Genomic DNA, 13440 nt, shown 5'->3' on the forward strand with positions numbered 1-13440 from the left:
GCGAGGGCTTTGCTCCTCACCATGAGGATCAGGGGCGAAGGCGGCGCTGCACGACGACCCTGAGCAACATGCTCGTGGAGAGGATGGAGAAAGGTCGCTTCGACCTCGGTTTGGAGCGGAGAAGCAAACTATTTCCCCTCACCCTGAGGAGCCCGCCGCAGGCGGGCGTCTCGAAGGGCGAGGCCCCGGCGTGGCCTCATGGTTCGAGACGCGTCGCTAGGGCGACGCTCCTCACCATGAGGAGCAAGCATCGAGCGCGGCGCTGTAGATGAGCGTGAGATAGCTGCCGCCTTGCGACAGCTGAGTCATGGAGATGAGGGAACGAGCGCGGCCGCTCGTGCCCCGTTAGTCAGGCTGTCTACCCCCCGTAGCTCTGCACCAGGCTGCCCGCGACCAGCGACCAGCCGTCGACCAGCACGAAGAAGATCAGCTTGAACGGCAGCGACACGACGACCGGCGGCAGCATCATCATGCCCATCGACATCAGGACCGACGCCACCACGAGGTCGATGATCAGGAAGGGCAGGAACAGCAGGAAGCCGATCTCGAAGGCGCGCTTCAGCTCGGAGATCATGAAGGCCGGCACCAGGATGCGCAGCGACAGCTCGTCGGGCGTCGCCGGCGGCGCCTCGCCGGAGAGGTCCACGAACAGCTTGAGGTCCTTCTCGCGCACGTTCTTCTGCATGAAGCCGCGCAGCGGCACCGAGGCGCGCTGCAGCGCGTCCTCGACGCCGATCTGGTTCTCGATCAGCGGCCTTACGCCGTCGTCGTAGGATTTCTGCAGCACCGGCCCCATCACGAAGGCGGTCAGGAACATCGCGAGCGCGATGATCACCGAGTTCGGCGGCGCCGTCGCGGTGCCCATCGCGGTGCGCAGCAGCGACAGCACGACGACGATGCGCGTGAACGACGTCATCATGATCAGGATCGACGGCGCGATCGACAGCACCGTGAGCAGGGCGATGAGCTGGATCGCGCGCTCGGTGACGCCGCCACCGCCGGCGCCGCCGAGATTGATGCTGATGTCCTGCGCGGCCGCGCTCCCCGCGAACGTGCCGGCGGCAATCAGGACAGCGATGAAGACAACTCTACGCGGGAGGCTGCGCGATCTCACTGAGAGGACTTCGGACGTCCGAGCAGCGAGGCCATTTCGTCCTCCAGATTCTCGAAGCTGGTCTTGATCGGCGCCTGGGCCGGGGCAGCGGCGGGCTCGGCGCGGGCAGGGCGGAGCACGGCAGGTCCGCTTGGCGCAGCCGGCGGCTCAGCGCTCGGACGCCGCAGCGCCGCCTCGAGACGCTGCGCCATCTCGGCCAGATTGGCCTCGGCGCTCTGATCCACCGGCGGCGGCGATGGCGGGGCCGCAGGCGGTGAAGGCATCTGGGCCACCGGCGGCGGCGCGACGCGCTCAGCCGCCTCGGCGCGGTCAGCGCGTTCGGCGGAACGGATGGGCGGCAGCCGCGGCCCTTCGGGCGGGCGGGGCGCGTCGGCCTGGCGCTGCGGCTCCGCAGGCCGCAACGGGCGTGGCGCCTGCTCGCTGCGCGGAATGGGCCGCTCGGGACGGGGCTCCAGGCGCGGTTCTTCGGCCACCCGCGGCTCGGCACGGGCTTCCTGACGCGGGCGCCGTGGCGGCAGCGGAGGCTCTGGCGGGAAAGGCGGCGGCGGCTCGCGCCGCTCGGCTGCGGCGGGCGCCGTGCGGCGGACCTCGTCGATGAACGACGGACGCTGCGGGCGCTGCGGCAGCTCCGGAACCGGCACCTCGGCCAGCTCGGCGGCCTCGGGCTTCGGCTCGGGTTCGTTCCAGGCGGGCATGTCCGGCACCGGCGCGATGCGCGTCGCGGGCTGCTCGGCATTCAGGCCCGGCCGCTGCGGCAGCTGCTCGCGCGGCGGCATGGCCCGCACGATGTTCGATTCGACCACGATGTCGGTCGGACCGCCGATCATCAGCAGATGCTCCATGTTGTCACGGCGCACCAGCACCAGGCGGCGGCGGCCGTCGACGGCGGCAGCATCGATCACGGCCAGACGGGGCATCCGACCGCGATTCGGATTGGTTCCCAGCCGATTCCCGGCGAATCGACGAACGAGAAAAGCGGCAAGGCCGATCAGCGCCAGCACCGCTACGAATATGAAAAAGGCCGTCAGCGCCTGCATCTCTGTCCCCGGCAAATACCGCGTCCTTTCGAAGTCTCCCCTGTGTCCAACGCGACAGCGTCAGTGAACGAGGCCTTCAGAACCGGAACCAACCCGTTAACGCAAAACGGCAGGATCTGCCGCCTGGGATCTTAATAACCCATGAATCGGCCGGGCCAAAACGACTTCTTGGAAACGCCGCCCGTCCCGAATTGAAGCACAGAGGAGCCGATCGGTCCGGACTTTCCTAAGAAAGTGTCAAAACCCCGGGATAGTCCCGGGGGTTGAGCAGCCGTTTCTTAACCCTCCGTTAACCATAAGCACGGCAATTTCTACCTATCGAATCCGTCCGATAGTCGGACACAACCGAGCGACGCCATGTCCATCAACGATCTTCCCGTGCTGTCGGCGTTGCGCACCAAGATGCAATGGCACCAGGAGCGCCAGCGCGTGCTGTCGGAGAACGTGTCCAACTCGGACACGCCGAACTTCAGGCCGAAGGATCTGGTCGAGCCGAAGTTCAATGCGGCCGGCGAGGCCGTGGGCGGCTTTGCCGCCTTGCCGCTGACGCGCACCAGCGCCGCGCACATCGCGCCGTCGTCGGGCGACAGCGCGTCCTTCGACCAGAATCGCAAGGTCGGATTTCAGACGCGGCCGGCGGGCAATGCCGTCAGCCTCGAGGAGGAGATGCTGAAGGTGTCCGCCAACCAGATGGACTACGCGGCGGCGACCTCGCTCTACGGCAAGAGCCTGCATTTGTTGAAGACGGCGATCGGCAAGGGCTGAGCCGGAGCTTTGAGGACGGAGACCGACACGCATGGCAAACGACTCCAGCGACTTCCTGCGCTCGATGACCATCGCCACGTCAGGCCTGCGTGCGCAGGCCGGGCGGATGCGCGTCATTTCCGAGAACATCGCCAATGCCGATTCGACGGCCGCCAAGGCCGGCGGCGATCCCTATCGCCGCAAGGTCCCGACCTTCAGCTCCGCCCTCGACCGCGCGCTCGACGCCAACGTCGTGACGCTCGGCAAGGTGGTGCCCGACCAGTCTTCGTTCCGCGTCAAGTACGACCCCAGTAATCCGGCCGCGGACGCGTCCGGCAATGTCAAGTACCCCAACGTCAATCCGCTCATCGAGATGACCGACATGCGTGATGCACAGCGGTCCTACGAGGCGAATTTGAACATCATCGGCGCGACGCGCCGCATGATCCAACGCACGCTCGACATTCTGAAGACCTAGGACAGGAACGAAAGTCATGGCCTCCCCAATCTCCGCAGCGAATGCCTATGCGAATTCCGCCCGCGTGCTCGATACCAGCGGTTCGGGCAGTGCTTTCGGTGGTCTTGCCCGCGTGCGCGACGTGCTCGGCAATGGTGCCGGCGCCGACAAGGGTGGTCCGTCGTTCAGCTCGGTGCTGAAGGATGCGATCGGCAGCGTCATGGAGAGCGGGCGCAAGTCCGACAGCCAGGCGGTCGCGATGGCCTCGGGCAAGGCGAACGTGATGGACGTCGTCACGGCCGTCGCCGAGACCGACGTCGCCGTGTCGACGCTGGTGTCGGTGCGCGACCGCGTGATCCAGGCCTATGAAGACGTGATGAAGATGACGATCTGAGCCCGCTTGCGGGCGCTGTCGACGTGACGCGCCGCGCGCGTGTCACGTCGCACGATCTGCGGGGCCGGATGAGCCGGCCCCGTGTGCGGCATGAGGGCGCTCGAACGGCGCCGGCAACCACCAGGGACGACAGGACATGACCGGAGCCGAAACGCTCGACGTCGCGCGCGATGCGATCTGGACCATCGTGCTGGTGTCCTCGCCGCTGATGGTGGTCGGCCTCGTCGTCGGCGTGGTGGTGTCGCTGTTCCAGGCGCTCACGCAGATCCAGGAGCAGACGCTGGTGTTCGTGCCGAAGATCATCGCGATCTTCGTCACGCTGCTGCTGGCGCTGCCGTTCATGGCCGATGCGCTGCATTCGCACATGATGCGGATCTCGTCGCGAATCATCGGCGGATGAGGCAATGTCCGGCGCGGCAGAGCTGTCCCTTGCAAGGGCGCTGCGACCGGTCGTGAGGAGCGGTGCGGGGGGCGCCGCTGCTTCCGATCGGGCGCAAGCGGCCTTTGCGTTCGGCTCTTCCCCGATCATCTCATCCTCGATCACCTCCTCGTTTGTCCGGGAGGCGATCGATTCGCAGACCGGCGTGCCGCAGAAACCCGCGGCCGGCGGCGCCGGGACCGCGGACGATGCGCATCGACATCTCGTTTCTTCCGACCCTGGCCGCCGTCTTCATGCTCGCCTTCGCGCGGATCGGCGCGATGGTGATGCTGCTGCCGGGGCTCGGCGAGGTCAACATTCCCGTCCGCATCAAGCTCGCCACGGCGCTGCTGCTGACGATGATCGTGCTGCCGCTCCACCGTCAGGCTTATCAGGTCGACCTGCAGGCGCTGTCGCCGCTGGTGGTCATGATGGTGCACGAGATCGTGATCGGGATCGTGCTCGGCGCCACCGCGCGCGTGACCTTGTCGGCGCTGCAGGTCGCCGGCTCGGTGATCGCGCAGCAGATGGGGCTCGGCTTCGTCACCGCGGTCGACCCGACGCAGGGCCAGCAGGGCGTGCTGATCGGCAACTTCCTGACGATGCTCGGCGTGACGCTGTTGTTCTCGACCGACAGCCATCATCTGGTGATCGCCGCGCTGAGCGACAGCTACAAGATCTTCGCGCCGGGGGAGCTCGTTCCCAGCGGCGACGTCGCCTCGCTGGCGACCAAGGCGTTCGCGGCGGCGTTCAAGATCGGCCTGCAATTGTCAGCGCCGTTCCTGGTGTTCGGCCTGGTCTTCAATATCGGACTCGGCGTGCTGGCGCGGCTGATGCCGCAGATGCAGGTCTACTTCGTCGGCGCGCCGCTCTCGATCCTGATCGGCTTCCTCATCTTCGCGCTGGTGCTCACCGCGATGATGGGCACGTTTCTCGGCTATTTCGAAGGCGTCCTCCACGAGCTGATGCCGCGGTGAGGCGACGAAGTCGTGTGTTGCCGGTGTCTGCTGTCGGCCTTGTGCCTTCCAACGTCCTTCGAGACGCCCGCCTTCGGCGGGCTCCTCAGGACGAGGCCGAGTTTGTTGCGCGAATCGAGACCCTCTCCATGAACACGCCTCTTGGCGTGTTCATGGTCCGGTGTGCAGTGCCGCCCGGGCTGTCGAACCTCATGGTGAGGAGCGCCGCTTGCGGCGCGTCTCGAACCATGCGGCCCGGAACGATCTCGTATCATCCTGATGATGCCGCGGTGAGGGGAGCCTGACCGATGGCCGAGGAGGGTGATACCGAGGACAAAACAGAAGACCCGACGCAAAAACGCCTCGACCAGGCGCTGGAGCGCGGCGACGTCGTCAAGAGCCAGGAGCTCAACACCTGGTTCGTGATCGCCGCGGCGACGCTGGTGATGTCGACCTTCTCGGGCTCGATCGGCACCGCCGTGCTGGTGCCGATGCGCAATCTGATCGCCAATTCCTGGATGATCCATACCGACGGCGCGGGGCTGCTCGCACTGGCGCGCGGTCTCTCCTTCGCGGTGATCGCGGCAATCGGCGTGCCGATCCTGATGGTGATGCTGGCGGCGATCGCCGGCAACATGATGCAGCACCGCCTGGTGTGGTCGGGCGAACCGCTCAAGCCGTCGCTCAGCAAGATCTCGCCGCTGTCCGGCGCCAAGCGCCTGTTCGGCAAGCAGGCCGCGGCCAACTTCGCCAAGGGGCTGTTCAAGCTGGTGCTGCTCGGCACGGTCATGGTGATGATCCTGTGGCCGGAGCGGCTGCGGCTGGAATCGCTGCTGCACATGGACGTCGCCGAACTGCTCGGCGTGACGATGTCGCTGACCACGCATCTGATGGGCTCGGTGGTCGCGCTGCTCGCGCTGGTGGCGATCGGCGACTACCTGTTCCAGTACCGGCAATGGTACGAGCGCCAGAAGATGTCGCTGCAGGAGATGAAGGAGGAGTTCAAGCAGTCGGAAGGCGATCCGCACGTCAAGGGCCGCATGCGCCAGATCCGCCAGCAGCGCATGAAGAAGCGCATGATGGCTGCGGTTCCCAAGGCCTCCGTGATCATCACCAACCCGACCCACTACTCGGTCGCGCTGTCCTACGAGCGCGGCATGTCGGCGCCGGTCTGCGTCGCCAAGGGCGTCGACAACATCGCCTTCAAGATCCGCGAGATCGCCAAGGCGCACGACATCCCGATCGTCGAGAACGTGCCGCTGGCGCGCGCGCTGTATGCGACCGTCGAGATCGACGAGGAGATCCCGGTGGAACATTATCACGCCGTCGCTGAGATCATCGGCTACGTGATGGGGCTGCGGCGCAACCTCTCGGGGCGTCCGCGATGACAATCGAGCAGGCCCGCGACCGGGCCGCAAAATACGGATAAATCATGGAATATCGGCTTGACGGGCTTGCGCTTGACCCGTCGATTCAGGCAGGTGGAAGCGGGAGCCGTGTGAACGGGCTGGGGCTCCCAGCCGACAGGTCGCGTCCTCAAGCCATGAGCGCCGAGAAAGACAACGAAGCGTCACCGGACCAGGTGAACCTGCCGGAGCGGCCGCGCCGCAGCGGCAGCATCCTGCTGATCCTGCTGGTCGCGTTCGGCCTCGTCGCGGTGGCCATTGCGCTGATGACGATCGGCCGCAACCAGGCGCAGCCCTACATTCTCGGCCTGCTGTCGCTGCTCGCCACCGTCGGCCTGTTCAACCTGTTCGCCTTCGCCGCCGGCATCGTCCGCTTCGCCGACAAGGCGACCGACGATCCCGTGCTGGGTGCGATCGCCGATCACGCTTTCGACGGGCTCGCGGTGACCGATCCGCGCGGCCACGTCGTCTATGCCAACGCCGCCTATCTCGGGATGACCGGTGCGTCGAGTGCGCAGGAGGCGCGCCCCGTGGAGCGCGTCTTCATAGGCAATCCCGACGTTTCCGAGGCCGTGTTCCGCCTGCTCAAGGCGGCGCGCGAGGGCAAGCGGCAGCAGGAGGAGGTGCGCATCACCGCCTCCGAGGGCGGCCAGGCCCGCTGGCTGCGCATGCGCGTGCGCCCGCTCGGCCAGACCAAGCGCCATGCCCGCTACGCGGTGTGGTCGATCGCCGACATCACCCGCGATCGCGAGCGCCAGGAGGACGTGTTCCAGGAGCTGCAGCATGCGATCGAATATCTCGACCACGCGCCCTGCGGCTTCTTCTCGGTCAACCCCGAGGGCAGCCTGGTCTACGTCAACGCCACACTCGCCAACTGGCTCGACTACGATCTCGCCGAGATCGGGTCCGGCGGGCTGAAGCTCGCCGACGTCGTCTCCGGCGACGGCGCCTCGCTCCTGACCTCGATCGTCGCGGTGCCCGGCGAGGTCCGTACCGAGGTGTTCGACATCGACCTCAAGATGCGCGGCGGCAAGACCATGCCGGCGCGGCTCTACCACAAGCTCGCCTTCGGCGCCGACGGCAAGCCCGGCGCCTCGCGCACCCTGGTCATCAGCCGCGCCCGCGACGAACGCTCCGATCCGGAGCGCGCCGCCGAGGTGCGCTTCATGCGCTTCTTCGACCACACGCCGATGGCGATCGCGACCGTCGACCGCGGCGGCGCCGTGGTCCGCGCCAATGCGCGCTATGCCAAGCTGGCGCAGAGCGTCAGCGGCGATCCGGCCGCGGCGAAGTCGATCTTCCGCAGCGTCAGCCAGCGCGACCGGCACCTGCTGATCGCCGCCATCAACCAGGCCTCGGAAGGCCAGGCGGACATCCCGCCGGTCGAGGTGATGCTGGAGGGATCCAAGGAGCGCTTCGGCCAGTTCTTCGTCACCGCCGTCGACGAGGACGAGCGCGAGACGGAAGCTGCGATCGTCTACATGCTCGAGACCACCGAGCGGCGGGCGCTGGAGAACCAGATCAACCAGTCGCAGAAGATGGAGATGGTCGGCCAGCTCGCCGGCGGCATCGCCCACGACTTCAACAACGTGCTCTCGGCCATCATGATGGCCAACGACTTCCTGCTGAACGCGCACAAGCCGACCGACCCGTCGTTCCAGGACATCATGCAGATCAAGCAGAACGCGACCCGCGCCGCGACGCTGGTGCGGCAGCTGCTGGCGTTCTCGCGAAGGCAGACGCTGCGGCCGCAGGTGCTCGACCTCGGCGACGCGCTGTCCGACCTGACGATGCTGCTGCGCCGGCTGATCGGCGAGAAGGTCAAGCTCGATCTCGTGCACGGCCGCGACCTCTGGCCGGTCAAGGTCGACGTCTCGCAGTTCGAGCAGGTGGTCGTGAACCTCGCGGTCAACGCCCGCGACGCGATGCCGGACGGCGGCAAGCTGTCGGTTCGCACCGCCAACGTCTCGGCCGAAGAGGCGGCGCAGGGCGGCTACAAGGGCATGCCGGTCGCCGACTACGTCAAGATCGAGATCAGCGACACCGGCACCGGCATCCCGCCGGAGATCCGCGAGAAGATCTTCGAGCCGTTCTTCTCGACCAAGGAGGTCGGCAAGGGCACCGGCCTCGGCCTGTCCACGGTCTACGGCATCATCAAGCAGACCGGCGGCTTCATCTATGTCGACAGCGAGCTCGGCAAGGGCACCGCGTTCCAGATCTTCCTGCCGCGCCACATCGTCGTGCCGGAGGTCCAGCCGGAGCCGCAGGCGGCCAACGGCGCCGCGAAGGACACAGCGCCCGCCGCCGAGGCGCCGAAGCCGCGCGCCGACCTGACCGGGCAGGGCACGATCCTGCTGGTCGAGGACGAGGAGGGGCTTCGGGCGCTCAACGCCCGCGGCCTGCGCTCGCGCGGCTACAGCGTCATCGAGGCCTCCAACGGTATCGAGGCGATGGAGGCGCTGGAGGAGTGCAACGGCGAGCTCGATCTGGTGGTGTCCGACGTGGTGATGCCGGAGATGGACGGGCCGACGCTGTTGAAGGTGATGCGGGAGAAGAATCCCGACATCAAGATCATCTTCGTCTCGGGCTATGCCGAGGACGCCTTCGAGAAGAGCCTGCCGGAGAACCAGCAGTTCGCCTTCCTGCCCAAACCCTTCACGCTCAGTCAGCTGGTGGCGGCGGTGAAGGAAACCATGGCGCCGCAATAGGTTACCAGGGGAGCCGGACAAGGCGGGCGAGCGGCTTGAAGCCGCGACCCAGAGCCGCAGCCGCGCGGCCTCGTGCCGCCTTCCTTTTCGGCCCGAAGTGCCCATCTTACGGGCATCCCCATTCCGGGGAGTTATGGGAAACACAGATGAGCTTCTTGCAGCGCAAAAGCGGCCTCCTCAAGGCGATGGCCGTGGCCCTTTCCTTGGCGCTGCCGACGGTGCTCGCCGTCTCGGCGGCCGACGCCCGGATCGGCGGCGGCTCCAGCTCGGGCTCCCGCGGCACGCGCACCTTCTCCGCGCCGCCTCCGACCGCGACCGCGCCGGGATCGGCGTCGCAGTTCAACCGCACCATCACTCAGCCGGGCCAGCCCGGCGGCTTCAATCAGGCTGCGCCGTCGCGCGGCGGCCTGTTCGGCGGCCGCGCCGGCGGCCTGCTCGGCGGCCTCGCCGCGGGCTTCCTCGGCGCCGGCCTGTTCGGCATGCTGTTCGGCGGCGGCCTGTTCTCCGGCCTCGGCGGCTTCGCCTCGTTCATCGGCCTGATCCTGCAGATCCTGCTGGTGGTGGTCGCGGTCCGCTTCGCGATGGCTTGGTGGCAGCGCCGCAACCAGCCGGCCTATGCGTCCGGCCCGGCGCCGGGCCCCAATGACGGTCAGCAGAGCTTCCGCTCGGGCCTGAGCGGTCTCGGTGGCGGTCTTGGTGGCTTCGGCGGCTTCGGCGGCGGCAGCAACCAGCCGCCGCTGCAGATCCAGCCGGCCGACTATGAGGCGTTCGAGCGGCTGCTCGGCGAGATCCAGTCCGCGTGGTCGAACGAGGACGTCGGCCGGCTCCGGCTGCTGTCGACGCCCGAGATGGCCTCGTATTTCGAGCGCGATCTCGAGCAGAACCAGGCCCGCGGCGTGGTCAACAAGGTCTCCGGCGTGAAGCTGCTGCAGGGCGACCTGGCCGAGGCGTGGCGCGAGAACGGCGCCGACTACGCCACGGTGGCGATGCGGTTCACGCTGGCCGACAAGACCATCGAGCGCGCCTCGGGCCGCGTCGTTGAGGGCTCCGACCAGCCGCAGGAGGTCACGGAGATCTGGACCTTCCTGCGCCACCCCGGCGCCGACTGGCAGCTCTCGGCGATCCAGCAGGTCAGCTGAGCCGAAGCCGGAAAGACAAACATCAGGCGCCGCGGAGCCCTCCGCGGCGCCTTTGCTTTGCCCGGGTTCTGGCGGAATAAAGCGGGCCGAAACGGGTTCCACAGCCAGACACGACATCGCGCATAAGCGATGCGTCGGCATCACGTCCACCAGGGGAGGACTCCATGACACCGATCCGCAATCTGTTGATCGCAAGCGCGCTGCTCGCCGCAGTTCCCGGCCTGGTCGCGACCGCGTCGGCCCAGAGCGCCGACATGAGCTTCTTCCTCACCAGCAACGGGCCTGGCAATGGCGGCAATCTCGGCGGGCTCGCCGGCGCCGACAAGCACTGCCAGACCTTGGCGCAGTCGGCCGGGGCGGGCGCCAAGACTTCTTCCAACAAGACCTGGCGCGCCTATCTCTCCACCCAGGCCGCCGACGGCCAGCCCGCGGTCAATGCGCGCGACCGCATCGGCGAGGGGCCGTGGCAGAACGCCAAGGGCGTCGTCATCGCCAAGGACGTCGCCGAGCTGCACAGCGCCGCGAACAATCTCACCAAGCAGACCGCCTTGAGCGAGAAGGGCGAGGTCATCAACGGCCGCGGCGACACGCCGAACCGTCACGACGTGCTGACCGGCTCGCAGCCCGACGGCACCGCGTTCGGACCCGGCGAGGACCGCACCTGCCGCAACTGGACCAGCTCCACGCAGGGAGCAGCCATGGTCGGCCATTCCGATCGCATCGGCCTGCGCGACGACGATGCCTCGAAGTCGTGGAACAGCTCGCATCCCTCGCGCGGCCCGGACGGCGGCTGCTCGCAAGCCGATCTGAAGAGCACCGGCGGCGACGGCCTGCTATACTGCTTCGCGGCAAACTGACACGCGTCGCCCATCAACCACCGTCGGCGTCATTCCGGGGCAAGCGTCCATGCGAAGGCGCAAAGCGCCTTCGTGTTGACGATTGAACCGGGAATCCCGAGATTGTGGACTATGGCCGCAAAGCAATCTCGAGATTCCGGGTTCAAGGCCTGTCGGCCTTGCCCCGGGATGATTGTGATTCGTTGAAGGTGCGCTCCGGTCGTTGCGGGCCTCGATCGACGAGAGACGCGCGCTCGTCTTGAGGTTCATCATGCGTTACGAGCTCTACTACTGGCCGATGATCCAGGGCCGCGGCGAATATGTCCGGCTGGCGCTGGAGGAGGCGGGCGCCGCCTATCGCGACGTCGCGCGCGAGGAGGGCATCGCGGCGATGACCGCGATGCTGGAGGCGGAGGGCGCCACGCCGCCGTTCGCGCCGCCGTTCCTCAAAGCGGGCCGCCTCGTGATCGGCCAGACCGCCAACATCCTGTTTTTTCTCGGCGGCCGCCATGGCCTCGCGCCCAAGGCCGAGGCCGGCCAGCTCTGGGTGCACCAGCTGCAGCTGACGATCACCGACTTCGTCGTCGAGGTCCACGACACGCATCATCCGCTCGGGCCGACGCTGTACTACGAGGACCAGCGCGCGCCCGCCAAGAAGCGCACCGCCGAGTTCTGGAGCGAGCGGGTGCCGAAATTCCTCGGCTATTTCGAACGTATCCTGGCGAACAGCGGCGGCGCCTACATCACCGGCCGAAGGCTCACTTACGTCGACCTGTCGCTGTTCCAGATCATCGCCGGCCTGCGCTACGCCTTCCCCAGCCGAATGACCGCCTTCGAGCGCAACGTTCCGGGCCTCGTCGCGCTGCACGACCGCGTCGCCGCCAGGCCGAACATCTCAGCCTACCTCGCCAGCGACCGCCGCATCCCCTTCAACGAGGACGGCATCTTCCGCCACTACAAGGCGCTGGATGCGTGAGGTCTGAATGCGCGCCGAGAAGCGCGCAGCAGGTCCTTGATCATGGCTAACGTGCAGCGCCGCTCGCGGCTCTCGACCCTCAGGTGAGGAGGCGCGCAGCGCCGTCTCGAACCATGAGGCCCCAGCGGGGGCCTCGCCCTTCGAGACGCCCGCCTGCGGCGATCTCCTCACGGTGAGGGGCGAAACAGGGGGGGAAGCCACCGCCTCAACGTGCCCCACGGCTCGAAAGGCGATCTTTGCATCGTCTCGGCGTCGAACAGGACCGCCCGCAGGCGACCTGCGGACCAACACGTATGGCGGCGCACGCCGGAGGCGCGGCCGCCATACGAAGTTGGCCTGAGGGTGGGATCGTCAGGCGATGATGTCGACGCGCGTGCCCTGGCCGGGCGGCAGCGGCGGGCGCGAGGCCTGCTTTTCGGCGGCGTTCTCGTCGCCGGTCTTGTCGGCCTTGAACGATTGCGCCTGCTGGGTCTGCGTCTGCTGGCTCTGCGTCTGTTGGGTCTGTGGCTTGGTCGTCTCGGTCGAGACCGGCGGCGGTGAGGGCGGCGGTGATGACGACGAAACGCTCGAAACGGACATGGTCCGGCTCCTCGCTTGGTGTTGCCCTGAGCGTGGCCATGTCCAGCGAAGGAAGAGTCAACCGGATCGGTCGAATTGTCTGCAACTGTGAGTGGCGGCCGCCTAGAGTGAACGGCTCGCTGATTCCGTCGCAGAAACCGGCGGCACCCGGGTCCGCCTATTGATCCTTGCTGCGGGAAATCGTGATCGAGGATTCCGTCTTGGTCCTGACGCAGCGCATGTCGAGCCGGCGGTAGCGGCTGGGGACGTCGTCGCCGCGGAAGATGCCAAGCCGCCGGTAGCAGCGGCTGACGCCGCGCGCCATGTCGTCCTTGGGCAGGGTGAACACGATCGCCGCCGCGCTCGCCATCAGATCGACGAACTCAGGTGGCGGCTTGCGATCGGTTTTTCCGAACAGCTGGTTGGAAAAGTTCTTCGACGAGCAGCCGAGCGTGAGCTCGCGCGCCTTGGGATGGGCGAGATAGACGGTGCCCGCCGCGGTCTGGCCGATCTTGATGCCCTCGATGCCGTTCTTCAGCTCCTTGGCGAGGTCGTCGCAACGGTCGGCCCGCGCCGCCTGCGGCGCGAGCAACGCGCCAAGCGCGACGAGAACGGCAAGTCCGGCCGAGCGGCCCAATGAATGAAGATATGACTGCATTCCAAATACCCCCCTGCCATTGAAGCGTGCATGCGCAGG

At 67.2% G+C, this 13440-nt stretch carries 14 protein-coding genes; 10 read left to right on the forward strand and 4 right to left on the reverse strand.

Annotated elements, in window-relative coordinates; translation table 11 throughout:
- Positions 1 to 358 precede the first annotated feature (358 nt).
- Together fliP and BRAS3809_RS30530 are read right to left on the reverse strand one after the other, a co-directional pair.
- Positions 359 to 1114, reverse strand: coding sequence for a flagellar type III secretion system pore protein FliP (gene fliP / locus BRAS3809_RS30525; RefSeq protein WP_008965875.1), 756 nt, complete (start codon positions 1112 to 1114; stop codon positions 359 to 361).
- Positions 1111 to 2151, reverse strand: coding sequence for a flagellar biosynthetic protein FliO (locus BRAS3809_RS30530; protein WP_008965876.1), 1041 nt, complete (start codon positions 2149 to 2151; stop codon positions 1111 to 1113). The genes fliP and BRAS3809_RS30530 overlap by 4 nt, the downstream gene beginning before the upstream one ends.
- Before the next feature lie 357 nt (positions 2152 to 2508).
- Between BRAS3809_RS30530 and flgB the strand changes: the two genes are divergently transcribed.
- The 10 genes from flgB (at position 2509) to BRAS3809_RS30580 (ending at position 12185) form a co-directional block, all read left to right on the forward strand.
- Positions 2509 to 2916, forward strand: a complete 408-nt coding sequence (gene flgB, locus BRAS3809_RS30535; RefSeq protein WP_008965878.1) for a flagellar basal body rod protein FlgB — start codon at positions 2509 to 2511, stop codon at positions 2914 to 2916.
- A gap of 31 nt (positions 2917 to 2947) precedes the next feature.
- On the forward strand, positions 2948 to 3373 hold the full coding sequence (gene flgC / locus BRAS3809_RS30540; RefSeq protein ID WP_008965879.1) for a flagellar basal body rod protein FlgC: 426 nt from the start codon (positions 2948 to 2950) through the stop codon (positions 3371 to 3373).
- A 16-nt stretch (positions 3374 to 3389) separates the two neighbouring features.
- A complete protein-coding gene (gene fliE, locus BRAS3809_RS30545; RefSeq protein ID WP_008965880.1) occupies positions 3390 to 3746 on the forward strand; it encodes a flagellar hook-basal body complex protein FliE in 357 nt (118 codons plus the stop codon).
- Positions 3747 to 3882: 136 nt separating this feature from the next.
- Positions 3883 to 4146: a flagellar biosynthesis protein FliQ gene (fliQ, locus tag BRAS3809_RS30550; RefSeq protein WP_008965881.1), complete on the forward strand. Its 264-nt coding sequence runs from the start codon at positions 3883 to 3885 to the stop codon at positions 4144 to 4146.
- Between the two features lie 227 nt (positions 4147 to 4373).
- A complete protein-coding gene (gene fliR, locus BRAS3809_RS30555) occupies positions 4374 to 5141 on the forward strand; it encodes a flagellar biosynthetic protein FliR (protein ID WP_008965882.1) in 768 nt (255 codons plus the stop codon).
- A gap of 287 nt (positions 5142 to 5428) precedes the next feature.
- A complete protein-coding gene (gene flhB / locus BRAS3809_RS30560; protein WP_008965883.1) occupies positions 5429 to 6508 on the forward strand; it encodes a flagellar biosynthesis protein FlhB in 1080 nt (359 codons plus the stop codon).
- A 155-nt stretch (positions 6509 to 6663) separates the two neighbouring features.
- Entirely contained in the window at positions 6664 to 9234 is a 2571-nt protein-coding gene (gene cckA, locus BRAS3809_RS30565; RefSeq protein WP_035659511.1) for a cell cycle histidine kinase CckA, read from the forward strand.
- Positions 9235 to 9389: 155 nt separating this feature from the next.
- On the forward strand, positions 9390 to 10373 hold the full coding sequence (locus BRAS3809_RS30570; protein WP_008965885.1) for a Tim44 domain-containing protein: 984 nt from the start codon (positions 9390 to 9392) through the stop codon (positions 10371 to 10373).
- A gap of 164 nt (positions 10374 to 10537) precedes the next feature.
- Positions 10538 to 11230 carry a hypothetical protein gene (locus BRAS3809_RS30575; protein ID WP_008965886.1) on the forward strand — a complete coding sequence of 231 codons (693 nt, stop codon included), beginning with the start codon at positions 10538 to 10540 and terminating at the stop codon, positions 11228 to 11230.
- A 250-nt stretch (positions 11231 to 11480) separates the two neighbouring features.
- Complete coding sequence (locus BRAS3809_RS30580; RefSeq protein ID WP_008965887.1) at positions 11481 to 12185, forward strand: glutathione S-transferase; 705 nt, start codon at positions 11481 to 11483, stop codon at positions 12183 to 12185.
- A gap of 351 nt (positions 12186 to 12536) precedes the next feature.
- Here the strand turns inward: BRAS3809_RS30580 and BRAS3809_RS30585 are convergent, their stop codons facing one another.
- Positions 12537 to 12764: a hypothetical protein gene (locus BRAS3809_RS30585; RefSeq protein WP_008965888.1), complete on the reverse strand. Its 228-nt coding sequence runs from the start codon at positions 12762 to 12764 to the stop codon at positions 12537 to 12539.
- A 157-nt stretch (positions 12765 to 12921) separates the two neighbouring features.
- Positions 12922 to 13401 carry a hypothetical protein gene (locus tag BRAS3809_RS30590; RefSeq protein WP_035659514.1) on the reverse strand — a complete coding sequence of 160 codons (480 nt, stop codon included), beginning with the start codon at positions 13399 to 13401 and terminating at the stop codon, positions 12922 to 12924.
- Between the last annotated feature and the right edge of the window lie 39 nt (positions 13402 to 13440).

Origin of the sequence: Bradyrhizobium sp. STM 3809 (genome assembly GCF_000239795.1) — a bacterium.
Lineage (GTDB): Bacteria > Pseudomonadota > Alphaproteobacteria > Rhizobiales > Xanthobacteraceae > Bradyrhizobium.

Excerpts from the sequence above, each read along its gene's own strand:
- flgC (WP_008965879.1), top strand. The coding sequence starts at position 2,948 with ATGGCAAACGACTCCAGCGACTTCCTGCGCTCGATGACCATCGCCACG.
- cckA (WP_035659511.1), top strand. The coding sequence starts at position 6,664 with ATGAGCGCCGAGAAAGACAACGAAGCGTCACCGGACCAGGTGAACCTG.
- flhB (WP_008965883.1), top strand. The coding sequence starts at position 5,429 with ATGGCCGAGGAGGGTGATACCGAGGACAAAACAGAAGACCCGACGCAA.
- BRAS3809_RS30530 (WP_008965876.1), bottom strand. The coding sequence starts at position 2,151 with ATGCAGGCGCTGACGGCCTTTTTCATATTCGTAGCGGTGCTGGCGCTG.
- BRAS3809_RS30585 (WP_008965888.1), bottom strand. The coding sequence starts at position 12,764 with ATGTCCGTTTCGAGCGTTTCGTCGTCATCACCGCCGCCCTCACCGCCG.
- flgB (WP_008965878.1), top strand. The coding sequence starts at position 2,509 with ATGTCCATCAACGATCTTCCCGTGCTGTCGGCGTTGCGCACCAAGATG.
- fliE (WP_008965880.1), top strand. The coding sequence starts at position 3,390 with ATGGCCTCCCCAATCTCCGCAGCGAATGCCTATGCGAATTCCGCCCGC.
- fliQ (WP_008965881.1), top strand. The coding sequence starts at position 3,883 with ATGACCGGAGCCGAAACGCTCGACGTCGCGCGCGATGCGATCTGGACC.
- BRAS3809_RS30580 (WP_008965887.1), top strand. The coding sequence starts at position 11,481 with ATGCGTTACGAGCTCTACTACTGGCCGATGATCCAGGGCCGCGGCGAA.
- BRAS3809_RS30590 (WP_035659514.1), bottom strand. The coding sequence starts at position 13,401 with ATGCAGTCATATCTTCATTCATTGGGCCGCTCGGCCGGACTTGCCGTT.
- BRAS3809_RS30575 (WP_008965886.1), top strand. The coding sequence starts at position 10,538 with ATGACACCGATCCGCAATCTGTTGATCGCAAGCGCGCTGCTCGCCGCA.
- fliR (WP_008965882.1), top strand. The coding sequence starts at position 4,374 with ATGCGCATCGACATCTCGTTTCTTCCGACCCTGGCCGCCGTCTTCATG.